Here is a 24396-nt window from a genome sequence, read left to right as displayed (position 1 = left end):
CGCAGGCGATGCCCGTGCGCGGGCTCGCCCGCGTTCGGCGGGAGGGTGCGCGCACCATCGGCGGCGGGGCCAGCGGGGCGAGCGGTCATGGGTGGCGGGGCGGGCGCACGGCGTGCGTGGCGGACCAGACGGCGACGGCGGCTGAGGCGGACCAGGCCTGGGGGCGGCACGAGGCGGGGTACGGCACGGGCGACGGCACCTCGCGGGCCGGGTCGCCCGAGTGGAGCTCGGGCATCCGGTAGTCGAAGGTCGGCGCCGCCGCGAGCAGGCCCTCGGCGAGCACCGCGGCCTCGTCGGCGAACCCGGCCCGGGCCAGGCCCTGCACCGCGATGGCCGTGTCGTGGGTCCAGACGCTGCCCCCGTGGTAGCTCAGGGGCCAGTAGCCGGCGCTGTCGGTCGACATCGTGCGGAGGCCGAAACCGCTGGACAGCTCGGGCGAGACGAGGCGGGACGCGACCAGCGCCTCCTCGTCCGGGTCGAGCAGACCCGTGCCGAGCAGGTGCCCGAGGTTGCTCGTGACCGTGTCGACCGGCCGCTTGGCCGCGTCGAGGGCGATCGCCGGGTAGGCGCCCGCGTCGTCGTCGACCCAGAAGGAGGCGCGGAACCGGTCGCGCAGGCGCCCCGCCCAGTCGCGCCACGCGTCGCCGCCCGCCCGACCGAAGGCGTCGAGCAGGTCGGCCCCGTGCACGGCCGCCTCGTACGCGTAGGCCTGCACCTCGCAGAGCGCGATCGGCCCCTCGGCGAGGGTTCCGTCGCGCCACTGGACGCTGTCCCCGGAGTCCTTCCAACCCTGGTTCGCCAAGCCGTGGCCGGTCTCGTCGACGTACTCGAGCAGCAGGTCGCCGTCGCTGTCGCCCGAGTCGCGCATCCAGGCGAGGGCTGCGTCGAGGTGCGGCAGCAGCGCCTCGACCTCGGCCCGCGGCAGGCCCCAGCGCCAGGCGTCGTGCAGCAGGCAGATCCAGAGCGCGGTCGCGTCGACGGTGCCGTAGTAGAGCGGGGGCAGGCTGACGTCCTCACCGGGGATCGTCAACGTCCGTTGACGGAGTTCGTGCATGATCTTGCCCGGCTGCTCGGCCGTCCCCGGCACGTGTCGAGTGCCCTGGAGTCCCGCCAGCACCCGCAGGGTGCCCCCCGCGACCGTGAGGTCGAGGGGCAGGGTGAAGCGGGCGGCCCAGAGCGAGTCGCGGCCGAAGAGCGTGAAGAACCAGGGCGCACCTGCGGCGTAGAACACGTCGTCGGGTGCCGTCGTCGTGGTCAGCCGGAGCGCCGCCAGGTCGTCGCGGGCACGGTCGACCCAGCGGGCGAGCCGGTCGTCACGCGGCGCCGGGTCGAGGTCGGCCCAGTGCGGCGGCGTCCGCACGCCCCGGACGACGGCGTCGGGGGCGGTCGCGACCAGGTCGAGACCGACCGTCACGGAACCCCGGGCGGGGACGACGGCGACCCACTCGACGACGAGGCCGGCGGGGGTGTCCCGCACCGCGCCTCCTCGGGCCTCGAGGTCGACCCGGACTCCTTCTGCCCGCCAGGAGGCGCGGGTGCCGTCGGACGTGAGCGTCGCGTCGCGCACGGGCGCGCCCACGATCCCGGCCTTCACGTGGTCCATGGGGGAGGCGTCGGGTCGGAGGGTCGCGGCCAGGGTGACCGTGAGCTCGCGGTCGAGCCGGGAGGTGACCGTGTGGCGCTCGTGGACGCCCGTGGTCGTGACGTCACGGAGCGAGCTCAGGCGGACGTCGGGGTCGGCTCCGGCGTCGTCGAGGCCGCGCAGCAGCGACTCGAAGCGGACCGACGAGGCTCCGAGGGGCACCGTGGCCACGTGCTCGGGGACGAGACCGTCGACGGTGACGCCGTGCCCGGCGACGAGACGCACGTCGCCGAGGTAGACGCCGTGGATCGTCGCCGCGCCCATCGACCCGTCGGCGGCCGACCACGCCTGGACGGGAGCCCTCAGCACGACGGTCTCGGCGGCGAGGAACGGCTGGAGGCCGGGTGTCGGGGTCGACCGGTCGGCGTGGTCGGAATCGAGGGGGGAGGTCTGGGTCATCGGGGGCTCCTGGGGCTCCGGGTGGCGGGCGTGGGGTGCGACGGGGTGGGCGTCGCGGCGTGCATCACTCTTTGACGGCCCCGGCGCTGGCGTTCATGATGCGGCGCTGGAAGACGAAGAAGACGATGGCGACCGGGATCGTCATGACCGCGGCGGCCGCGAGCTTGATCGGGTACTGCGACCCCTGGCTCAGTTGCCCCGAGGCGAGGCTCGCGACGCCCTTGGTGAGGGTGGTCAGCTCGGGCGACTGGGTCGACACGATGAAGTGCGAGAGCTCGTTCCACGACCCCTGGAACGACAGGATGATGATCGTCACGAGGGCCGGGCGAGCCATGGGCAGGACGATCGACCAGAAGACCCGGAAGGTGCCGGCGCCGTCGATGCGCGCCTGCTCTTCGACGCTGCGCGGGATCGACTCGAAGAAGTTCTTCATGATGAAGACCCCGGCGGCGTCGGTCAGCAGCGGCATGATCATGCCCGAGTACGAGTCGTACATGCCGAGCTGGTTGATCACCAGGAACTTCGGGATGAGCAGCACGACCGTCGGCACCGCCATCACGCCGATCAGCAGCACGAAGATGACGTTGCGCCCCCGGAACTGCAGCCGCGCCAGGGCGTAGCCGGCGAGCGAGTTGAAGAAGACCCGCCCGAGCGTCACCACGATCGTCACGATCGCCGAGTTCTGGAACCAGGTCGGGAAGTCGCTGTTGAGGAACAGCTGGCGGTAGGCGGCGACCGTCGGCGTGATCGGGATCAACGCCAGCGGGTCGGAGGCCGCCTCGGGGTCGGTCTTGAACGACGTCGCCACGTTGATCAGGAACGGCAGGATGTAGATCGCCGCGATGACGATCAGCACGGCGTAGAGCACCGAGGTGCCGGCGATGCGTCGCGTGCTGCGGGGCTCGCGCCCGGCCGGGTGAGGTGGGGCCGGGGGAGGCGCGACCGGCGAGGAGGGGTTCGTCCGGTCGGCGATCGGTGCGGTCGTGGTCATCGCTCGACTCCTGTCGTGTAGAGCCGGGTGCGTCTCTTCGACACGGCCCGTTCGCGCAGCACGATGCGCTGCAGGATCGTCAAGGCGACGATGATGACGAACAGCACGAAGGCGATGGCCGCGCCGCGACCCCACTCCTGTTCGCCGAACGCCGAGGTGTACGAGAGGTAGGCGGGCGTCAGCGTGGTCTTCTGCGGGCCGCCCTGGGTGCCGGTGTAGATCTGGTCGAAGACCTGCCAGGTGCCGATGAGGCCGAGGGTGAGGACCGTGAAGAGCGTCGGTCGCAGTTGCGGCAACGTGATGCGCCAGAAGCGCTGCCAGCCGCTCGCGCCGTCCATCATCGCGGCCTCTTGGACGTCGCCACCGAGGTTCTGCAGGGCCGCCAGGAAGAGCAGCATGAACGTGCCACTGGTGGTGAAGACGGCCATCAGGATGAACGCGGACATCGCGACCGACGGCCCGGCCAGCCAGTCCCACCAGCTGACGCCGAGGGCGGTGTGGTCGGCCAGCAGGGCCGGGGGCTGCGTGACGCCGACGACGGCGAGCAGGTTGTGCAGCACGCCGCTGGCGTCGTTGAACCACGCGGGCCCGGTGATGCCGACGAACGAGAGCAGCTTGTTCACCGCGCCGCTCTGCGAGAACAGGAACAGCCACAGGACGGTGATGGCGACCGAGCTGGTCACCGACGGGAAGTAGAACGCGGTGCGGAAGAACCCGCGGCCGCGCAGCACCTGGCGGTTCACCAACACGGCGAGCAGCAGGGCCACGGCGGTCTGGATGGGCACGACGAGGATCACGTACCAGGCGTTGTTGCGCAGGCTCAGGCCGAAGTCGCGCTCGGCCAGGCCGCCGCCGCCGAGCAGGTCTCGGTAGTTCTGCGCCCCGACGAAGCCGACGCCGGCCGCGAAGGGGGAGCCCCGGCCGGTCCAGTCCGAGACGCTGACCCAGAGGGCCATCAGGACGGGCACGGCCAGGAAGAGGCCCAGGACGATCAGCACGGGCGAGACGAACAGCCAGCCCGAGAGGCCCTCGCCGCGCGAGACGGCGCTGCGCCGGCGGGGGGCCTTGGTCGAGATCGCGGTCATGGGGACTGCCTTTCGTGCGCTGTCTCGGGTCGATGGGTCGCGCCTCCTCGGATGATCGCCGACGAGGCGCGGCCGCAGGGGAGGCGGGGAGCAGGACCGGGGAGGGACGGAGGCGCGACCGCCCTGGGGAGGACGCGTCGCGGCCCCGGCCGCCCCCGTCGGGTGGGGAGTGCGAGGCACCGCGCCGGGGGAGGCGCGGTGCCCCGAGGGTTACTGGAGGATCGCCTCGAAGTTCTTCTGCGCGGACTCGAGGATCGTCTTCGGGTCGCCGTCCTTCAGGCCGGAGAGCTGCGAGTTGAAGTCGCTGATCACGGCGGCGGACCCGTCCTGCGTGGGCGTGCCCTGGGCGAACTCGACCGAGTCGAGGAACGCGGCCTGGTCGGGGTTGTCGGACTTCCAGGTGTCGGCGGCCGACTGGATCGAGGGCATGACGCCGAACGCGTCGGCGAAGGCGAGCTGCTGGTCGGTGCTCGTCAGCTGCTCGACGAGGTCGACGGCGGCCTGCTGGTTGGGGCTGTCGGCGGCGATGCCCCAGCAGTTGGTGAACTGCAACGTGCCCTGGCCGCCGGGGCCGGCGGGCAGCTCGGCCACCTGGTACGACACGTCGGGGTAGTCGTTGGTGAGTGCGCCGGTGATCCAGTTGCCCTCGATGGTCATCGCCGCCTTGCCCGTGCCGAAGGCCTCGCCGCCCCAGCCCGCGCCGAGGTCGCTCGAGAACGCGGCGTCGCCGCTGGTCAGCAGGTCCTTCACGTAGGTCAGCGCCTCGACGTTCTCGGACGAGTCGAGCGTCGCCTCGGTGCCGTCGGCGGTGGTCACCGCGCCGCCGGCCTGCGCCATGAACGCGCCCACCCGGGCGTACTCGGGGCTGAAGGCCAGGCCCACGTGGTCGGCCGTCGTGAGCTTCGCGGCGACCGCCTTCAGCGAGTCCCAGTCGGTCGGGACGTCGGCGTCGGTCAGGCCGGCCGCGGCCCACATGTCGGTGTTGATGATCAGGCCGAGGGTCGAGAAGTCCTTGGGCGCGCAGTAGAACCGGTCGTCGAGCGTGAAACTGTCGACGAGGGTCGGGAAGAAGTCGCCCTCGTTGGCGAGCTGGTCGCCGTAGGCCAGCAGGCTGCCGTTGCCGGCGAAGCCCGCGAGCGTGTCGGTCGAGACGTAGAACACGTCGGCCGGCTCGCCCGAGGCGAAGCCCTGGCTGAGCTGCTGCGGCAGGTCGGAGGCCACGCTGACCTCGGCGCCGGTGCCCGAGTCGTCGGACCAGCTCGCGACGGCCTCGGTGACGGCCTTCGTCTCGGCGTCTCCGCTCGAGCCGATCAGCACGGTCAGCGAGTCGTCGCTGCTGGTGAGGGCGCCGTCGCTCGCGGCGCCCGACCCCTCGCTGAAGCCGGAGCCGCAGGCCGTGAGGGCCAGGGCCGAGATGGTGGTGAGGGCGGCTGCTGCCGCCAGGCGGGTCGTGCGTCGTCGCATGGTGGGCCTCTCGTCGCGTCGTTGCGATGGTGCGGGTGCTGTGGTCGGGGTGTGGTGCCGGGGTGTGGTGCCGGGGTGGCGCCTCGGGATGGAGCGGGGGCGGACGTGCGATTTGATCGATCAAATCCGTGTCGTCAGAGTAGGCAGGCCGCCCCGTGGGTGTCAAGACCGGAGAGCCGAGAGGCACCCGGGCGCTGGGGTAACGTGACCCGAGGCCGCCGACCGGCGCCGGGGTGGAGGGCACGATGACTCGGGTTCCGACACCGCGCCTCCCGACCGTCAGCGACGTCGCCTCGGTCGCGGGGGTGTCGCGGCAGACCGTCTCGAACGTGCTGAACGCGCCCGACATCGTCCGACCCGACACGCGGGGCCGGGTCGAGCGGGCGATCGCGGACCTCGGCTACCGGCCGCACGCGTCGGCGCGTCGATTGCGCACCCGCAAGAGCTCGACCATCGGCATCCGGCTCGACCCCGTGCAGAACGGCATCTCGGGCGCGGTGCTCGACCGGTTCCTGCACGCGGTCACCGAGCAGGCCGACGCTCGCGACCACCGCATCCTGCTGTACACGGCGGCCGGGCCCGACGACGAGATCGCCCAGTTCCGCCGCCTGCTCGACGGCGCCGACGTCGACGGGTTCGTGCTCACCTCGACGTTCTTCGACGACCCGCGCACCGAATGGCTGATCGACGCCGGCGCCGACTTCGTCACCTTCGGTCGGCCCTGGGGGATCGACGACATGGGCGACCCGCAACACCGCTGGGTCGACGTCGACGGACGCGCCGGCCTCGCCTCGACGACCGACGACCTGCTCGACCGGGGTGCGACGCACGTGGCCTTCCTCGGCTGGCCCGCCGGCTCGGGCGCCGGGGACGACCGGAGGCGCGGGTGGCGCGAGGCGCTCGCGTCACGGGGCACGCTCGACCCGGCCTCGATCGACGCGCTCGACCTGGCCGTCGAGGACTCGGTGCCGCTCGCCTCGGCTGCGGTCCGGTCGGTGCTCGACGCGGGAGTCGCGGTGGACGCCGTGGTGTGCGCGAGCGACACCCTCGCGCTCGGGGCATCGGTCGTGCTGGGGTCATCGGTGCCGGTCGTGGGCTACGACGACACCCCGGTCGCCTCGGCGCTCGGCCTGTCGAGCGTCGAGCAACCGCTCGTCGACGTCGCAGGAGCCGTGCTCTCGCTGCTGCTCGACGACAGCGAGCCGCGGCACCGGCTGCTGCGGCCCCGCACCGTCTGGCGCTGACGCTCCCGGGCGCCGGCGCTACTTCTTCTTGCGGGGGGAGGTGCCGGTCGAGTTGCGGGCGGCCGAGCGGGCCTTGCGTGCGGCGGCGCCGCCTCCGCGGTTGCCGGCCGCCGAGCCCGGTGCGCGCGGGGTCTGCTTCGGGCCGGGTTTCGTGCCGTTCTGCGCGGGCTGGACGTCGAGGCCCCGCTGCACCGCGCCTCCTTCGACCGCCGCCCCGGCGCGGCCGTCCGGGCCCGCGTCGGCGCCCAGGGCCCCGCCGGCGGCGCCCGACCGGCGACCGGCCGGCTCGAGCACGCGGCGCGGCACGGGGCGGGGGCGGATCGGCTCGCCACGGCGGTCCTGGCCGGGGATCGGCCGCGATCGACGCCCGTAGAGCACCTCGGACGAGTCGAGCAGCCACGGCACGAGCGAGATCGTCACGCCGTGCACGAGCATGAGCTTCTGGCGGATGCGGCGGCTCTTGTGGTTGTGCAGCGCGGCCTCCCACCAGTGGCCGACGATGTAGATGGGCGTGTAGACCGTGACGACCTCGCTGCCGTGCTCTTCACGGTGGGCCTTGATGTACTTGATCAGCGGCATGCTGATGTCGCGGTACGGCGAGGCGACGATGCGCAGGGGCACCTCGATGTCCTGCTCGGCCCACTGACGCTGCAGGAGCGCCGTTGCTTCGTCGTCGATGCCCACGTGGATCGCCTCGAGCGACTCGTGGCGTGCGGCGATGGCGTAGTCGAGGGCCTTCAGCACGGGCTTCTGCATGGTGCCGACCAGCACGATCGCGTGGTCGCCGTGCGAGCCGAACTGCGTCGTGGCGTCGGGCTCGATCTCGACGAGCACGTCCCGGTAGTAGCGGTTCACGCCGAGCATCAGCACGAAGAGGATCGGCATGATGACGAACACCAGCCAGGCGCCGTGCGTGAACTTGGTCACCGTCACGACGATCAGCACCGACGCCGTGAGCAGGGCGCCGAAGGCGTTGATGCCGCGGGCGCGGTACACCGCTCCACGGTCGGCGCATCCCTCGCGCAGCATGCGGGTCCAGTGGACGACCATGCCGGTCTGGCCGAGCGTGAACGAGACGAAGACGCCGATGATGTACAGCTGGATCAGCCCGGTGACGCTGGCCTGGTAGACGAGCAGGATGGCGCAGGCCACCAGCGCCAGCACGATCACGCCGTTCGAGTAGATCAGTCGGTCGCCGCGCGTGTTGAGCGCCTTGGGGGCGTACTGGTCGCGGGCCAGGATCGACCCGAGCAAGGGGAACCCGTTGAAGGCCGTGTTCGCCGCCAGCAACAGCACCGCCGCGGTGCAGGCCTGGATCACGTAGAAGGGGATGCCGAACAGCGACCCGCCGAAGACCGCGCTCGCGATCTGCGCGACGAGGCTGCGCTGCGGCGTGGTGGCGCAGTCGACGAACCCCTGGAGGTCGCAGGCGTCCTCGGCGTAGTGCACCTTGGCGATCAAGGCGACGGCGACGAGGCCGGCGAACAGGACGATGGCGATGCTGCCCATCAGCACGAGGGTCTTCTGGGCGTTCTGCACCTTGGGCCGCCGGAACGCGGGCACGCCGTTGGCGATCGCCTCGACGCCGGTCAGGGCCGAGCAGCCGCTCGAGAACGCCCGCAGCAACAGCAGGATGAAGGCGGCCTGCGTCAGCTGGTCGGCCTGCACCGTGTACTCGGCGCTCTCGGCGACGGGCGGGTCGCCGAGGGCGGTGCGCACCAGGGCGATGACGATCATGACGAAGACGCTCGACACGAAGAGGTAGGTGGGGATCGCGAAGGCCTTGCTCGACTCGCGCACGCCCCGGAGGTTGACGGCCGCCAGCAGGACGACGAAGAAGATCGCGAGCTCGACGCGCACCGGCGCCAGTTCGGGAACGGCCGAGATGATGTTGTCCACGCCCGAGGCGACCGACACGGCCACCGTCATGACGTAGTCGACGAGCAGCGCCGAGGCGACCACGAGCCCGGCCTTCTCGCCGAGGTTCTTGTGGGCGACCTCGTAGTCGCCGCCGCCCGACGGGTACGCCTTGATCAGCTGACGGTACGACGCCACCACGACCAGCAGCAGGACGACGACCGCGACGGCCACCCACGGCGCGAGGGTCAGGAACCCGAGGCCGCCGATCAGCAGGATCATCAGCAGTTCTTGCGGCGCGTAGGCCACCGAGCTGAGCGGGTCGCTGGCGAAGATCGGCAGTGCGAGGTGCTTCGGGAGCAGCTGCCCCTCGAGCTTCTCCGAGGGGAGGGGTTCACCGATCAGCCAACGCTTCGGCGACCGGGTGTCGTTGGTCACGAGCGGCGACTCTACTCCCGTGCGAGGGCCTGTCAACTTCGCTCGTGGACGATTTATTCCCGGTCAGCGCGGGTCGGTCCGAACTGGTTCGTACCGGCCGCGGCTCAGGCGGGCGAGGAGGCGCGGGCCGGGGCGACCACGGAGGTCGCCACCCGGCGCCGGGCGAAGAGCGGCAACGTGATCGCCACGAGCGGGCCGATGAGCAGGGCCTCGGCCGCCGTGCCGATGCCGACCTGCCCGCCGAGCAGCCACCCCGCGGCGAGGACCGTGAGTTCGATGACGGTGCGCGCGACGCCCACCCGCCAGCCCAACCGGGCATGGAGGCCGAGCATGAGCCCGTCGCGAGGGCCCGGCCCGAAGTCGGCTCCGATGTAGAGGCCGCTCGCGACGGCGAGCAACAGCAGGCCGCCCGCGAAGGTCAGGCCTTGTGCCCACCACTCGGTCTGCTGCGGCAGGACGCGCAGGCCGAGGTCGGCGACCGGACCGATCATCAGGGTGTTGGCGATCGTGCCGAAGCGGGGTCGCTGGCGCAGGGGGATCCAGAGCAGGAGCACGACGAGGCTCGTGACGAACGTGACGGTGCCGAACGTCAGCCCGGTGTGGCGGACGAGCCCCTGTGACAGCACGTCCCACGGGGCGACGCCGATGCCCGCGCGGACCATGAGGGCGATGGCGAAGCCGTAGGCGGTGAGGCCGACGAACAACTGCAGCAGGCGACGCGAGAGGAGCATGGGGTCGATCCAATCGCTCGACTGGCCTGGTGGCAAGGGTCCAATCCGCCTAGGGTGGCCGCGTGACCAACCTCGACCACGGTGCCACCACGGTCTCGTCGCGGGCGCTCGGCGTCCTGCTCGACTCGTGGCGCGCCTCCTCGGTTCCCGGCTACCTGGCGCTCGCCGACCGCATCCGTCTGCTCGTGCTCGACGGCCGGCTGCCGGTCGGCACCCGCCTGCCGTCCGAACGCGACCTCTGCGCGCACCTCGGGGTCAGTCGCACGACCGTGGCCGCGGCCTACGCCGCCCTCCGCGACACGGGGCACGTCGACAGCGTGCGGGGCAGCGGCAGCGTCGTCCGGCTGCCGGCCCGCGCGTCGGTGCCGCGTCCGACGACGACCGAGGGGCTGCTCGACCTGACGAAGGCGGCGCTGCCCGCGGTCGACGGCATCGCCGAGGCGGCGCAGCGGGCGGCGGGGCGGCTCGGAGCGTACCTGGACGACCCGGGCTACGACCCGGTCGGGCGACCGGTGCTGCGCGAGGCGATCGCCGAACGGTACCGACGGCGGGGGCTCGAGACGAGTGCCGACCAGATCGTCGTGACCCTCGGGGCGCAGCACGCGATCGCGCTGCTCGCCCGCGTGCTGGTCTCGCGCGGCGACCGGGCCGTCGTCGAGGCACCCGGCTACCCGCACGCCTTCGAGGCCCTCCGCGGCGCCGGCGCCCGCCTGGTGCCGGTCAGCGTCACCGTCGCCGACGGCTGGGACGAAGCGGCGCTGATGCAGACCCTGCGGCGCACCAGCCCGCCGGTGGCCTACCTGATGCCCGACTTCCACAACCCCACGGGCGCGACGATGCCCGCCGACCAGCGGGTGCGCGTGCTCGAGGCGGCGGCCGCCGAGGGCACCGTGGTGATCGCCGACGAGACCATGGCCGAGATGGCGATCGACGACCGTCGGGACGCCCCCTCGCCGATGGCCGCGTACGGACGCGCGGTCACGATCGGCTCGGTCGGCAAGTCGCTCTGGGGTGGGCTGCGCATCGGCTGGATCCGTGCCGAGCGCCCGCTCGTCGAGCGGCTCGTGCGCGCCCGCTCGGCGGGCGACCTGGGCACCCCCGTGCTCGAGCAGCTCGTGGTCGCCGAGCTGCTCGGCGACTTCGACCGCGTGCTGGAGGCGCGGGCCGGCCACCTGAGACGAGGTCGCGACCGCGTCGTCCACGGCCTGAGGGAGGCGTTCCCGTCGTGGCAGGTGCCGTCGCCGGCGGGCGGTCTCACCACCTGGGTGGGGCTCGGGGCGCCGGTCAGTTCGCAGCTCACCCTCGCGGCCCGCCGGGAGGGCCTGCTGCTCGCGGCCGGCCCGGTGTTCGGCATCGACGGGGCGTTCGAGCGGTTCCTCCGCGTGCCGTTCTCGTACGCCGACAGCGACACCGACCGGGCGCTCGCCGCCCTGCGCGCGGCGTGGGACGGGGTCGACGGGGTGCAGGCGCCGACCTCGCCCCTGCTGGCCGAGGTCGTCTGAGCCGGGTCCTGCGGTCGGCTCGTCCCCGTCACGGCGACCGGGCAGCGATCTGCACAGCGTGAAAGGAACCGCCGCCAGTTCCCAGAGAGGCTGGTGACAATGGAGGTGCGGTGCACGTCGTTCACCGCGCCTCCTCCGCTCTCCCTCTCACCACCGGAGCACCGTGCACCTGCTGTCCGTCTTCAGCCTGCGCAACCGCGCGCTGATCGCCCTCGTCACCATCGTCGTCGCCGTCTTCGGCGGCATCGCCCTCACCTCGCTCAAGCAAGAGCTCGCGCCCAACGTGCAGTTCCCGCAGATCGCGATCGTCAGCTCGTACCCGGGGGCCACGCCCGAGGTCGTCAACGAGGACGTCTCGACCCCGATCGAACAGGCCGTCCAGATCATCCCCGGGCTCGAGGGCACCTCGGCGACCTCGAGCACCTCGCAGAGCACGGTCTCGGCCGAGTTCACCTACGGCACCGACCTCGACTCGGCCGAGCAGAAGATCCAGTCGGCGATCAACCGGCTCTCGCTGCCCGACTCCGTCGACACCCAGGTGGTCACGGGCAGCCTCGACGACCTGCCCGTCATCCAGATCGCCGTCACCGGCTACGACTCGGCCGACTCGCAGGCCCTCGTCGACCGGCTGACCACCGTCACGGTGCCCGACCTGCAGAAGCTCGACGGCGTCCGCGAGGCCTCGATCTACGGCGACGCCGGCCAACGCGTCACCATCTCGCCCGACCAGACGGCGCTCGCCGCCGCGGGGCTGACCACGGCCGCCTTCCAGGACGCCCTCGACGCCAACGGCACGCTGATCCCCGGCGGCACCCTCACGCAGGACGGCAAGACGCTGTCCATCCAGGCGGGTCAGAGACTCACGAGCGTCGACGAGATCCGTGCCCTGCCGCTCCTCGGCGGCACCTCGGCCACGACGATCGGCGACGTCGCCGACGTGCAGCTGACCGGCGCACCCGTCACCTCGATCAGCCGCGTCGACGGGCAGGACGCCCTCACGGTCGCCATCACCAAGACCCTCGACGCCAACACCGTCGACGTGTCGCAGACCGTGCGCGACGCCATCCCGGGCCTCGCCTCCGACCTGGGTGACGGCGTGGAGCTGTCGGTGGTGTTCGACCAGGCGCCGTTCATCCAGCAGTCGATCGACGCGCTCGCCGAAGAGGGGCTGCTCGGCCTCGTGTTCGCCGTGATCGTCATCCTGGTCTTCCTGCTGTCGATCCGGTCGACCATCGTCACCGCCATCAGCATCCCGACGAGCGTGCTCATCACGTTCATCGGGCTGCAGGCGGCGGACTACACCCTGAACATCCTGACCCTGGGTGCGCTGACGATCGCCATCGGCCGCGTGGTCGACGACTCGATCGTCGTCATCGAGAACATCAAGCGGCACCTCACCGCGGGCGTCGACCGGCTCGAGGCGATCAAGGTCGGCGTCCGCGAGGTGGCGGGTGCCATCACCGCGTCCACGGTCACGACCGTCGTGGTCTTCCTGCCGCTGGCCTTCGTCGGCAACATCACCGGCGAGCTGTTCCGGCCGTTCGCCCTGACGGTCACCATCGCGCTCGTCGCGTCGCTCTTCGTCGCGCTGACGATCGTGCCCGTGCTGGCGTACTGGTTCCTCCGGGCACCGAAGGCCCACAAGCACGCGCCGGGGGGCGAGGCCGCCGCCGTCGAGGGGGCGACGGTCGAGTCGTTGACGACCCGCGCCTCCGACCCGTCCGACACCCGACCGCTCGACCGCCTGCGTCGCGCGTACGTCCCGGTGCTGCGGGGCACCCTGCAGCGTCCGGTCGTGACGATCCTCGTGGCGTTGCTCATCCTCGTGGGCACGGGCGCCGTCATCCCCTTCATGAAGACGAACTTCCTCGGGGCGAGCGGGCAGAACACGTTCAGCGTCACGCAGACCCTGCCGCCCGCGTCGAGCCTGCAGACGCAGTCCGACGCCGCCGACCGGGTCGAGCAGGTGCTCGAGGGCGTCGACGGCATCGAGACGGTGCAGCTGACCATCGGCTCGAGCGGGACGTCGATCGCGAGCTTCCTCGGAGGATCGGGCGACAGCACCGTCACCTACTCGATCACCACCGACGAGAGCGCCGACCAGGACGCCCTGCAGGCCGACGTCCGGTCCCGGCTGGACGACGTCACGGACGCGGGCGAGATCGAGGTCTCGGCGTCGAGCGGCTTCGGCACGAGCAACGACATCACCGTCGACGTCACGGCACCCGACCCCGACAGCCTGCAGACCGCGACGGACGCCGTGCTGAAGAAGGTGCAGGGGCTTCCCGGCACCGCCGAGGCCAGCTCCAACCTGCAGGCGGCCCAGCCGGTCATCGGCGTGCAGGTCGACCGCGTCGCGGCCGCGGCCCTCGGCTACAGCGAGGTCGCCGTGGGGGGCATCGTGTCGCAGGCCATCCAGCCCTTCCGGGTGGGGTTGCTCGAGATCGACGACAGCTCGGTCGACGTCTACACGGTCGACCCGACGCCGCCGGCGACCATCGACGAGCTGAAGGCCCTCGAGCTGCCGAGCCCGACCGGGCCCGTGCGCCTCGACTCCATCGCCACGGTCGAGCAGACGACCGGGCCGACCTCCGTCACGACGACCGACGCGGTGCGTTCGGCGACCGTGACGATCACGCCGTCGAGCGACGACCTCTCGGCCGCCGGCACCGAGGTGTCCGACGCCGTGGCCGCCGTCGACCTGCCCGACGGGACCGACGCGACCATCGGCGGGGCGACGGCCGACCAGGCCAACGCCTTCTCGCAGCTCGGTCTCGCCGTGCTGATCGCCATCCTGATCGTCTACATCGTCATGGTGGCGACGTTCCGCAGCCTGATCCAGCCGTTGCTGCTGCTCGTGTCGATCCCGTTCGCGGCGACCGGGGCGATCCTGCTGCAGCTCGCCTCGGGGGTGCCGCTCGGGGTGGCGTCGTTGATCGGCGTGCTCATGCTCGTCGGCATCGTGGTGACCAACGCCATCGTGCTGATCGACCTCGTGAACCAGTACCGCGAGAAGGGTCTGCGCGTGCGCGAGGCGCTGCTCGAGGGAGCGTCGCGGCGGTTGCGGCCGATCCTCATGACGGCGGCGGCCACGATCTTCGCGCTCACCCCGATGGCGCTCGGCGTGACCGGGCACGGCGGCTTCATCTCGCAGCCGCTCGCCATCGTCGTGATCGGCGGGCTCGTGTCGTCCACCCTGCTGACGCTCGTGGTGCTGCCCGTCATCTACTACCTGTTCGAGCGCATCGGCGAACGCCGGGCCGACCGACGGGCGGCGGAGTCGGGCGAGGGCGCCGCGGGTGCCGAGCGTGCCGAGGGTGCCGAGACGGCTGCCGCCCGGGGGTGACCTCGGTCGGCGTGCCCGAGGAGGCGGGGCTTCCGGTTCGGGGGAGGCTCGGGTATCGTAGGTGGGTCGGCTCAAGACACCGCGCCTGTGGCGCGAGCACATCGGCACCTGGAGGTGCCGATCATGCACAGCTTTGAACAGCACGAGGGTTTGTAAGTCTTGTGGGCCGGATTCCCGTCGAGTCACGACGGGATGAATTCACGATTGTGAACGGTCCTGGTCAATGGCTGCCCGGGTATTTCTTCGCGTCATCTCTGACAAGCCCGGAAAGAACTCCTCCATGTCTCCTTACGACAACTCCCGCCCGCGCACCGACCGCACCGGTGGTGCCCCCAAGGCCGGCTCGAAGAGCCCCAAGCACCGCGGCCACCGCGCCGACGAGGCCGGGGCCCCTGCCCCCAAGAAGCGCTGGGACGCCAGCGAGCGCGCCGACCGCGGACGCCGCGAGTTCGGCACCCGTGACGGTGGCGGCAACCGTGCCCCCGGCGCGGCCCGCTCCGACGACCGCCGCCCCAACTGGGAGCCCCGCGAGAAGCCGGCCGGCGGCAACCGCTTCGGCAACCGCGACTTCGACAGCCGCAACGGCGAGCGTGGCCGCGACGCCGCTCCCCGCTTCGGCCGTGACGGTGGTCGCGAGGCCGCCCGCGGCTACGGCCGCGACGGTGGCCGCGACGCCGCCCGGGGCTCCGACCGCGGACCCCGCTCGTGGGACCGCTCGGACCGCCCCGCACGCGACGATCGCGCTCCCCGCGACGACCGTGGCGCTCGCAGCTACGACCGCAGCGACCGCCCGGCCCGCGACGATCGTGCCCCTCGTTCGTTCGACCGGAACGATCGCCCGGCTCGCGACGACCGTGCCCCTCGTTCGTACGACCGGAACGACCGCCCGGCGCGCGACGACCGCGCCCCTCGTTCGTTCGACCGCAGCGACCGCCCGGCGCGTGACGACCGCGCCCAGCGTCCGTACGGTGACCGTCCCGAGCGCGGTGGCCGCGCCTCCGGTGGTGTCGACCGCGACGCCCGCCCGGCCCGCAGCTTCGACCGCAGCGACCGCCCGGCTCGCGACGACCGCGCGCCCCGCAGCTTTGACCGCACCGACCGCCCCGACCGCCCGGCACGCGTCGGCGACCGCTCGAGCGACTTCTACCCCAAGCGCGACGCGGCGACTCACTACTCGCCCGAGGACGACGTCAAGCTCGAGAAGCTCAAGGCCGAGGTCGTCACCGCGGCCGACGTCGAGGGCGTGAGCTTCGGCGACCTGGGCCTCGGCGACAACATCGAGCGTCAGCTGGCCTCGATGGGTGCCGCGGCTCCGTTCGCGATCCAGGCCGCGACGATCCCCGACGTGCTCGCCGGTCGTGACGTGCTCGGCCGTGGCCGCACGGGTTCGGGCAAGACGATCGCCTTCGGCGCCCCCCTGGTCGAGAAGCTGATGGAGAACAACGGCGCGAAGAACCGCAAGATGGGCCGCAAGCCCCGCGCCCTGATCCTCGCCCCGACCCGTGAGCTCGCCATGCAGATCGACCGCACCGTGCAGCCCATCGCCCGCTCGGTCGGCCTGTTCACCACGCAGGTCTACGGCGGCGTGCCCCAGCAGCGCCAGGTCGGTGCCCTCAACCGCGGCGTCGACATCGTGATCGGCACCCCCGGCCGCATCGAGGACCTCATCGACCAGGGTCGTCTCGACCTGAGCGAGGTCGTCGTGACCGTGCTCGACGAGGCCGACCACATGTGCGACCTCGGGTTCCTCGAGCCGGTGCAGCGCATCATCCGCGAGACCGCGACGGTCCGCCCCGACGGCGCCCGCGCCCAGAAGCTGCTCTTCAGCGCGACGCTCGACAAGGGCGTGGCGAAGCTCGTCGACGAGTTCCTGGTCGACCCGGCCGTCCACGAGGTCGCCGGCGAGGACCAGGCCAGCGCCACGATCGACCACCGCGTGCTCCTGATCGAGCAGCGCGACAAGACCGCGGTCATCGAGCAGCTCGCCTCGGGCGGCGGCAAGACCCTGGTCTTCGCCCGCACCCGCGCCTTCGCCGAGCAGCTCGCCGACCAGCTCGAGGACGCCGGCATCCGCTCGACGAGCCTGCACGGCGACCTGAACCAGGCCCGCCGCACGCGCAACCTCCAGCTGCTCACGAGCGGCAAGGTCAACGTGCTCGTCGCGACCGACGTCGCCGCCCGCGGCATCCACGTCGACGACATCGAGCTCGTCGTCCAGGCCGACATGCCCGACGAGTACAAGACCTACATGCACCGCTCGGGCCGCACCGGCCGCGCGGGCAAGGAGGGCACCGTCGTCACGCTCATCACGCGTCAGCGCCGCCGTCGCATGGAAGAGCTGCTCGACCGCGCCGAGATCGACGCCGAGATGATCGAGGCCCGCTCCGGCGACCGTCTGATCGACGAGCTCGCGGGAGTGCAGGCGTAGCGAGCCTCCCCCGGGGGCGCACACCGCGCCTCCTGCTCACGGACCCCGTTCCGGACGACGGACCCCGCATCGCGTGGGTGCATCTTTCGGAACGGGGTTCTTCGTCGTGCGGGCGCGCTTCCTTCTCCCGCGAGACCCCAGGGGGTCGCCGAGATACCCGCGCGCGAGGTGGGGTTTCGGCGACGTCCGGGGTCTCGGTGCGGCGGGCGGCCGGCAGCCGGCGGGGCTAGCGGCGGTCGAGCAGGCCGCGCACGTAGGAGGCCTGGCCGAGGTGCTGCACGCAGTCGTTGAGGATGCTGACGAGACGGGTGCCGGCCGTGACCGGAGGGTCCCAGGCCTCGTCGACCACGTCGTCGTACGAGGCGCCGTCGAGGTCGTCGAGGTAGCCGCGCGTCCGCAGCGTCACGGCCTCGAGGTAGCCGATCAACAGCTCGGCGTCGACCCGCACCGCAGCCACGTCGGCCGGGGACATGCCGTAGCCCATCTCGGCGGACGAGAACGGCAGCGCGAACGACTCGGCCCAGCCGTCGGCCGTCCAGACCTGTTCCGAGGCGGCGAGGTCGGCGATCTGGACGTCCTGCCCCCGCGCGGTGTGCCAGACGAGCCAGGCGATCGTGTTCGCCTCGTCGTCGGGGCGCCAGGCGAGGTCGTCGACCGAGAGGTCGGCGACTGCCCGCACAGCGATGGCGGGGAGGCGCGAGAAGGCTTCGACGAGGACGTCCGAGGGGGTCATCGACCCACCCTACGACCGGCCGCGCGCGCCCGTGCAGGTCGCGCGGACCATCCCGACGGCACCGAACCACCGATGTGGCGTCGAACCACCGGAGTGGGTGGTTCGACGCCACATCGGTGGTTCGACCCGGCGGTGGCGGTGGCGGTGGCGGTGGCGGCGGTGGCGGCGGGGGCCGCTCAGCCGACGGCGTCGTCGCCGGCCGCCGCGCGCGTCAACGAGTCGCCGATCGCGCGCATCGCCGCCGCGAGGAAGTCGAGGTGGTTCGGGTCGACCGCGTCGCGGAACGCCCTGCGGTAGAAGTCGTGGATCTGGTCGATCGCCTCGCGCCCGGCCGGGGCCAGTTCGAGCAGCACGCTCCGCCGGTCGGAGGGGTGCGGCTGGCGCGAGATGTACCCGCCGCTCTCGAGCCGGTCGACCAGGCTGGTCGTCGCCCCGGTCGACAGCTCGAGGAACTCGGCGGCGCGCTTCGGGGTCGTGTCGTGGTCGGTGGCGATGAAGGTCAGGCAGCGGAGGTCGGTGGTGCCCATGCCGAAGTGGTCGGCGACGACCTTCTGCACGCGCTCGCCCTGTCGCTGCAGCGACGCGTACGCCGAGAGCACGAGGGTCACGTCGAACTGGCCCTCGTCGTCGAGGGGCGGAGGGGAGCCGGCGGGCGGCTGGGGGGAGACGTCGGACATGGTGGGCTCTCTGCTGGCGGGACGGCGACGCGAGGACGGAGCGAAGACGAGGAGGCGCGGCGACGGACGCCACGGAGGCCACGATACCTCGCCGAGTGAGTTGTTCGAGCTTCGAATCACCCGCCCCGTGCAGCGAATGCCCAGCGCTCGGTCGTTGCCTTCCCCTTGTCGGGCGAGTATCTTCAAACCCAAGCAACTCGACGGCGGTATCGTCGCTCGAGCAGCTCGACCCGCCGCCGATGGTTCTCCCCCTGTGATCGGCGGCGGCCCGCACGGCCCGTGGCCCTGCGCGGATCGGGTGGTGGTCGACCGTGAATCGACCGCCACCTCCCAAGGGCGGAGGCGGCCCGACCGCCCCCGCCCCGGGGCGCCGCCCCTACCTCGCGATCGGGTTCGCCAGCGTCCCGGCGAAGATCAGCGACGACGACTGCGCCGCGAGGTCGACCATCTGGCGCGTGTCGCGCAGCTGCAGCCGGTTGAGGCAGGAGTGGTCGAAGCGCGCCGCCCGCAGGTCGACCGACCCCGGCAGGTCGGGGTGCTCGTCGGCGTGCCGGTCGACGCACTCGGCCACGAGCGCCCAGAACCGGGCCGCAGGCAGCACGCCGTCGCCGTCGAGGATGGCGGCCAGGTGTCGGAACACCCCGTCGAACACGTCCGTGAACACCGCCAACGCCTTCTCGCGGTCGTCGACCGGGTGCACGGTCCGCCGCACCGCCTCGGGGACCTCGCGCGGGGCGACGACGACGATCTCCTCGCCGATGTCCTTCATGAACGCGGCCGTCGGCACGCACCCCTCGAGCACGAGGATGACGTTCTCGCCGTGCGGCATGAACGCCAGGTCGTGCGCCCGCAGGCAGTGCACCACCGGTCGGAGGTAGGCGTGCAGGTACGACCGCAGCCAGTCCTCGGCCGACAGCCCCGAGGCCTTCACGAGGGCCGAGGCGAGTGCGTCGCCGGCACCGTCGCGGTGCAGCAGTGCCGCCATCGTGGCGAGCCGCTCACCCGGGCCGACCAGCGGCACCGGGCTCTCGCGCCAGAGCGCGGCGATCATCTTCCGGTGCGGCGACGACGTCGTCGTCCGGTGGTAGGCGTCACCGGTGTAGCCGACGGAGGCGCGCTCCCTCAGGACCCGGAACCGCGCCTCCTGCAGGGTCGCGTCGGTGTGCACGAGGTCGTGCACCCAGTCGTTGATCGCGGGCGTCGGCCTCATGTAGGCCGGCGAGAGACCGCGGACGAAGCCCATGTTCTGGATCGCCAGCGCCGTCTTGACGTAGTGCCGGTCGGGCCGGCTGCGGTTCGCGAAGGTGCGGATCGACTGCTGCGCCTGGTACGTGTCGTCGCCCTCGCCGAGCAGCACGAGGTCACGCCGGGCGACGTCGGGGGCGAACGAGATCGAGACGCGGTGCTGCCACTGCCACGGGTGCACCGGCAGGTAGTGGAACCCCGCCGGGTCGAGGCCCTTCGCGGCGAGGGTCGCGTCGAACCGGGCGACGGTCGAGGGGCCCAGCTCGGCCTGCCACAGCGTCCTCTCGTCGAGTCCTGCCCCGAGTGCGAGGTGCGTCACCGACCGACGCGCCGCCAACCAGACCAGCCGGACGGGAGCCGCGGCCTCGGGGGAGAAGGCGTGGAACTCGTCGAGTCCGAGGCCGATGCGCCCGGCGTTCGCGACGAAGCCCGGGTGCCCCTCGGTCATCGCCGCCTCGACCGTCTGGAAGTCCGCGGTGGTCAACCGCTCGGCGGTCGGGCCGCCCCGGTGACGTTTGTAGGCGGCGCTCGCCAGGGTCGACGAGACCTCCTCGAGGTAGGTGGCGAGCAGCGACTCGGGGATGCCGAGCAGGTCGTCCAGCTCGACGACCAACGCGAGGGCGTCGAGGGGCTCGGGGCGGTCGTCGATCGTGCGGGTGACCGTCGTGTCGTCGATCGCCCAGTGCTCGAGGGCCAGCCGGCGGGCCGTGAACCGGTAGTCGATCCGGTGGCCGTCGTGGTCGAGGGCGACCCGCCAGGTGCCGTCCGTCGCGGCGTCGTCATCGACTGCGGGGGCGGTCGCGGCGTCGTCGTCGGCCACCGGGGCGATCAGCCGCTCATGGGCGAACTCGCTCAGCGCCTTGGTCACCAGGTGCCGATGAGCCCAGTCCACGGGGCCGGGCGCGAGGTGCGCCGCCGCCCGGTCGTGTCGCGTCAGGACCGAGAGCCGCGCCGTCTTGTCGGGCAGCTCGACGTCGCCGAGTGCCCGGAACCCCACCTCGTCGTTCTTCGCCGCGATGCGGTCGTTGGTCACGTCGGGCTCGACGACGATGCGCCTCGCCCGCTCGATCTCGAAGACGAAGTCGACGACGCTCGCCATGACGGCGCTGGTCAGGCCGTGCACCCGCTGCCCGCGCGGGGGAGCGACGAGCAGGTGCATGCCCACGTCTCCGGGCTCGGCGTCGTGCACCTCGGTCAGCAGCACCTCGGCCGGGTCGTAGGTCTCGACGAAGAACGTCGGCTCGCCGTCGACCCGCCCGAGCCAGGCCTGCTGGTGCGGGTCGGCGTCGATCGCGGCCAGGTAGGCGCGCACCTCGTCGGTGCTGAGGCCCGCCATCTGCCAGGCGGCCGATGCCGGGTGCGCCAACCACCGGCGGAGGCAGACGGCGTAGGGGTCCGCGGCGAACGGCTCGATCGTGACGAGCCCGCAGGAGGCGCGGCGCGAGAACGCCACGCCCGTCGCCCCCTCGTCGGTGCGGGACGGCGCTGCGGATGCCGCGGGCGCTGCGGGTGCCGCGGGGGAGGCTTCGGGCGCTAGCGCCTCGGTGTCGTGGGTGGTGCTCATCGGGTGACCCGCGCCTCCTCGGTCGGTGTCGGTGTCGGTGTCGGTGTCGCTGTCGGTGTCGGCCCGTCGGGCCGGCCGAAGGTCTGGAAGGCGATGCGGCGCTCGATCGGGTAGGCCTCGCGGCCGGTGATCGAGGCGATGATGCTCGAGTTGCGCCAGGCGCCGAAGCCGAGGTCGGGGGCGGTGAGGCCGTGGGTGTGCTCCTCGGCGTTCTGGACGAACAGCCGTCCCCGGCCCCCGTCGATCGAGTAGTCCCGGGCCACGGCGAGGCGGCCGAGGTCGTCCCGGTCGACGCGGTCGCCGAGGGCGTCGAGGAACGACGGCAGTCGTGCGGCATAGCCCGTCGCGACGACGAGCGCGTCCGTGCGGCGGGTGGTCGTCGTGCCGAGCTGCGCGTGCCGGACCGTGATCTCGAGCTGCTCGTCGGCGTCGACCCACCGGGCGTCGACCAGCTCGGTCTCGGTCAGCAGGGTCGAGTCGACCGGCCCGTCGACGCTCAGCCGGTAGAGCGTGTCGTACACGTCGTCGACGAGGTCGCCGCTGATGCCCTTGTAGAGGCTGCGCTGCTCGCGGCCGAGGCGGTCGCGGGTCTCGCGCGGCAGCGAGTGGAAGTGGTCGGTGTACTCCGGGCTCGTGAGCTCGAGCGTGAGCTTCGTGTACTCCATCGGGAAGAACCGCGGCGAACGGGTGACCCAGTCGAGCCGGTGCCCCGGTCGGTCGCCGACGCGGGTCGTGTCGAGCAGATCGCGGTAGATCTCGGCGGCCGACTGTCCGCTGCCGACGATCGTCACCGAGTCGGCGGCGCGCAGGCGGTCGCGGGCCGTCAGGTAGTCGGCGCTGTGCACGACCCGGCCGTGGGCGTCGACCCGGCCGTGGGTGTCGCCCCGGTCGGCGAGGTGCTGCAGCGGCTCGGGGAGGCGCGGCTCGGTGCCCACCCCCAGCACGACGTGTCGGGCGTGCCAGGTCTCGACGGCCTGGTCGGCAACACGTCGCGAGGTCACGACGTACGTCCCGTCGGGCTGCTCGTCGACGCTCGTGACGCGTCGCCCCCACCGCAGGGTGTCGAGCTGGCCGGCGACCCAGCGGCAGTAGGCGTCGTACTCCGCGCGGAGCGGGGAGAACTCCTCGCGGATGTAGAACGGGTAGAGCCGCCCGGTCGCCTTCAGCCAGTTCAGGAACCCGAAGCGCGAGGTCGGGTCGGCCATCGTCACGAGGTCGGCCAGGAACGGCACCTGGATCGTGGCGCCCTCGATCATCATGCCGGGGTGCCAGGCGAAGCCGTCGTTCTCGTCGAGGAACACCGCGTCGACGTCGTCGAGCGGGTCGGTCAGGGCGGCCAGGCCGAGGTTGAACGGGCCGAGGCCGATGCCGACCAGGTCGTGGAGGCGCGGGGCGTCGCGGGGGGCGTCGCGCGGGGTGGCGGCGGCTGCGGCCGCCGTGGTGGCGGCGGTCATCGGGCGACCTCCGTCCCGGCGGAGACGAGGGCGGGGGCGTCGCTCTCGAGCAGGGCCCACGAGGAGGCGCGGACCAGCTCGAGCACGCCTCTCACGTCGTCGAGACCCGCGTCCGGGTTGAGCAGCGTCAGCTTGAGGCAGGGACGCCCGTCGACCACGGTCTTCGCGACGATCGCCCTGCCGGACTCGAAGAGCACGCGTCGGACGAGGGGGACGAGCCGGTCGGCGGTGGCGTCGTCGACGCCGGACGGCTGCCAGCGGAACAGCGCCGTGCTGAGCTGGGTCTCGGCGAGCAGCACGAACTCGTCGTCGCCCCGCAGCAGGTCGTGGGCGCCGGTCGCGAGGTCGATCACCCGGTCGACCAGCTCGCCGACGCCGTCGGCGCCGAGGGCGCGGAGCGTCGCCCAGAGCTTGAGCGCGTCGAACCGTCGGGTGGTCTGGAGCGATTTCGAGACCTGGTTCGGTTCGGGGTCGGTGAGCGGGTTGAGGTAGTCGGCGTGCCAGGCGACCGGGTCGAGGTCGTGCCCGTCGCGCACGATGAGGGCGCTCGACGACACCGGCTGGAAGAACGTCTTGTGGAAGTCGACCGTGACCGACCGGGCGTGCTCGATGCCGTCGAGCAGGTGCCGACGCGTCGGCGACACGAGCAGGCCGCCGCCGTACGCCGCGTCGACGTGCAGCCACACGCCCGTGCGGTCGCAGACCTCGGCGACGGCGGCGAGCGGGTCGAGGCAGCCGCGGTCGGTCGTGCCGGCGGTCGCGACGACGGCGACCGGCAGGTGTCCGGCCTGCACGAGGGCGTCCAGGGTGACCGCGAGGGCCTCGGGTCGCATCCGACCGGCGTCGTCGGTGGGGACGGTCACGACGGCGTCCTCGCCGAGGCCGAGCAGCCGGGCCGACTTCTGCACGCTGAAGTGGCTCTCGGCGGTGGCGACCACGACCATGCGGCCGAGCAGGTCGTGCAGCGCCGTGGCGCGCGGGACGAGACGGTGACCGGGGGCGGCCGTGTTCCGCAGCCGCGCCTCCTCGTCCTCGGCGTCGGCGCGGGCGCGGGCCGTGGCGTGCTCGCGGGCGAGCAGCAGGGCGTGCAGGTTCGACTGCGTGCCGCCCGAGGTGAAGATCCCGTCACGGGTGGCCGGGTCGAAGCCGATGCGCTCGGCGGTCCAGTCGACGAGGCGACGCTCGATCAGGGTGCCGACGGCCGACTGGTCGTAGGTGTCCACCGACGGGTTGACGGCGGCCAGCACGGCCTCGGCGGCGACCGCGGGCAGAGCGACCGGGCAGTTGAGGTGCGACTGGTAGGCGGGGTCGTGGAACCAGACCGCGTTCGCGGTGAAGAGCTCGTCGACCTCGCGCAGGGCGTCGTCGGTGCCGGTGCCCGGGGCGTCGAGGTCGACGGCGTCGACGAGGTGCTGCAGGTGCGCACGGCTCTCGCCCGAGAAGGGTTGGCGTGTCGTGCGGAAGCGGTCGGCGACGCGGGCGACGGCGGCGCCGGTGAGGCGCTCGTACTCGTCGGCGGTAGCGGTGGTGAGCAGTGCGGACGCGTGGCGTTCGGACACGGGTCTCCTTCGGATCGTGGTGGAGCGGTGGGGCGTG

15 protein-coding genes are annotated in these 24396 nt (G+C 72.3%); 4 read left to right on the top strand and 11 right to left on the bottom strand.

Translation table 11 applies throughout. The features are described 5' to 3' along the window. Positions 1-85: 85 nt before the first annotated feature. The 4 genes from QRN23_RS12900 to QRN23_RS12885 all read right to left on the bottom strand — a co-directional run bounded on the left by QRN23_RS12900 (position 86) and on the right by QRN23_RS12885 (position 5581). Positions 86-2041, bottom strand: a complete 1956-nt coding sequence (locus QRN23_RS12900) for a glycogen debranching N-terminal domain-containing protein (protein WP_285063743.1) — start codon at positions 2039-2041, stop codon at positions 86-88. 64 nt (positions 2042-2105) lie between these two features. Next, a complete protein-coding gene (locus QRN23_RS12895; protein WP_285063742.1) occupies positions 2106-3032 on the bottom strand; it encodes a carbohydrate ABC transporter permease in 927 nt (308 codons plus the stop codon). Then, positions 3029-4117, bottom strand: coding sequence for a carbohydrate ABC transporter permease (locus QRN23_RS12890; RefSeq protein ID WP_043597416.1), 1089 nt, complete (start codon positions 4115-4117; stop codon positions 3029-3031). The genes QRN23_RS12895 and QRN23_RS12890 overlap by 4 nt, the downstream gene beginning before the upstream one ends. Before the next feature lie 210 nt (positions 4118-4327). Continuing rightward, the gene (locus QRN23_RS12885) at positions 4328-5581 is read right to left on the bottom strand and encodes a sugar ABC transporter substrate-binding protein (RefSeq protein ID WP_200413478.1); all 1254 of its coding nucleotides are present in this window, start codon (positions 5579-5581) and stop codon (positions 4328-4330) included. Positions 5582-5826: 245 nt separating this feature from the next. Between QRN23_RS12885 and QRN23_RS12880 the strand changes: the two genes are divergently transcribed. Next, positions 5827-6825, top strand: coding sequence for a LacI family DNA-binding transcriptional regulator (locus tag QRN23_RS12880; protein WP_043597449.1), 999 nt, complete (start codon positions 5827-5829; stop codon positions 6823-6825). An 18-nt stretch (positions 6826-6843) separates the two neighbouring features. Here QRN23_RS12880 and QRN23_RS12875 read toward each other — a convergent pair whose 3' ends face one another. Both QRN23_RS12875 and yczE read right to left on the bottom strand, forming a co-directional pair. Further along, positions 6844-9120 carry an APC family permease gene (locus QRN23_RS12875; protein ID WP_082460630.1) on the bottom strand — a complete coding sequence of 759 codons (2277 nt, stop codon included), beginning with the start codon at positions 9118-9120 and terminating at the stop codon, positions 6844-6846. Between the two features lie 104 nt (positions 9121-9224). Next, positions 9225-9851, bottom strand: a complete 627-nt coding sequence (yczE, locus tag QRN23_RS12870; protein ID WP_056049470.1) for a membrane protein YczE — start codon at positions 9849-9851, stop codon at positions 9225-9227. A 62-nt stretch (positions 9852-9913) separates the two neighbouring features. Between yczE and yczR the strand changes: the two genes are divergently transcribed. From yczR to QRN23_RS12855, 3 genes are all read left to right on the top strand, one after another. Next, positions 9914-11353 (top strand): MocR-like transcription factor YczR, encoded by a 1440-nt coding sequence (gene yczR, locus QRN23_RS12865; RefSeq protein ID WP_285063741.1) that lies wholly within the window; start codon positions 9914-9916, stop codon positions 11351-11353. Positions 11354-11516: 163 nt separating this feature from the next. Further along, positions 11517-14699, top strand: coding sequence for an efflux RND transporter permease subunit (locus tag QRN23_RS12860; protein ID WP_285063740.1), 3183 nt, complete (start codon positions 11517-11519; stop codon positions 14697-14699). 280 nt (positions 14700-14979) lie between these two features. Further along, entirely contained in the window at positions 14980-17127 is a 2148-nt protein-coding gene (locus tag QRN23_RS12855) for a DEAD/DEAH box helicase (protein ID WP_285063739.1), read from the top strand. 226 nt (positions 17128-17353) lie between these two features. Here the strand turns inward: QRN23_RS12855 and QRN23_RS12850 are convergent, their stop codons facing one another. The 5 genes from QRN23_RS12850 to QRN23_RS12830 form a co-directional block, all read right to left on the bottom strand. Beyond that, entirely contained in the window at positions 17354-17860 is a 507-nt protein-coding gene (locus tag QRN23_RS12850) for a mycothiol transferase (RefSeq protein WP_285063738.1), read from the bottom strand. Positions 17861-18036: 176 nt separating this feature from the next. Further along, positions 18037-18537: a MarR family winged helix-turn-helix transcriptional regulator gene (locus QRN23_RS12845; RefSeq protein ID WP_123572037.1), complete on the bottom strand. Its 501-nt coding sequence runs from the start codon at positions 18535-18537 to the stop codon at positions 18037-18039. Between the two features lie 376 nt (positions 18538-18913). Continuing rightward, the gene (locus QRN23_RS12840; RefSeq protein WP_285063737.1) at positions 18914-21346 is read right to left on the bottom strand and encodes a GNAT family N-acetyltransferase; all 2433 of its coding nucleotides are present in this window, start codon (positions 21344-21346) and stop codon (positions 18914-18916) included. Continuing rightward, positions 21343-22800 (bottom strand): lysine N(6)-hydroxylase/L-ornithine N(5)-oxygenase family protein, encoded by a 1458-nt coding sequence (locus tag QRN23_RS12835; protein ID WP_285063736.1) that lies wholly within the window; start codon positions 22798-22800, stop codon positions 21343-21345. The genes QRN23_RS12840 and QRN23_RS12835 overlap by 4 nt, the downstream gene beginning before the upstream one ends. After that, positions 22797-24359, bottom strand: a complete 1563-nt coding sequence (locus tag QRN23_RS12830) for a pyridoxal phosphate-dependent decarboxylase family protein (RefSeq protein WP_285063735.1) — start codon at positions 24357-24359, stop codon at positions 22797-22799. Before QRN23_RS12830 ends, QRN23_RS12835 begins: the two co-directional genes overlap by 4 nt. Between the last annotated feature and the right edge of the window lie 37 nt (positions 24360-24396).

This window comes from Frigoribacterium sp. ME-P-080, from assembly GCF_030209595.1.
GTDB lineage: Bacteria > Actinomycetota > Actinomycetes > Actinomycetales > Microbacteriaceae > Frigoribacterium.
Note: the sequence above shows the minus strand (reverse complement) of the source record. Positions and strands in the feature narration are given on the sequence as shown.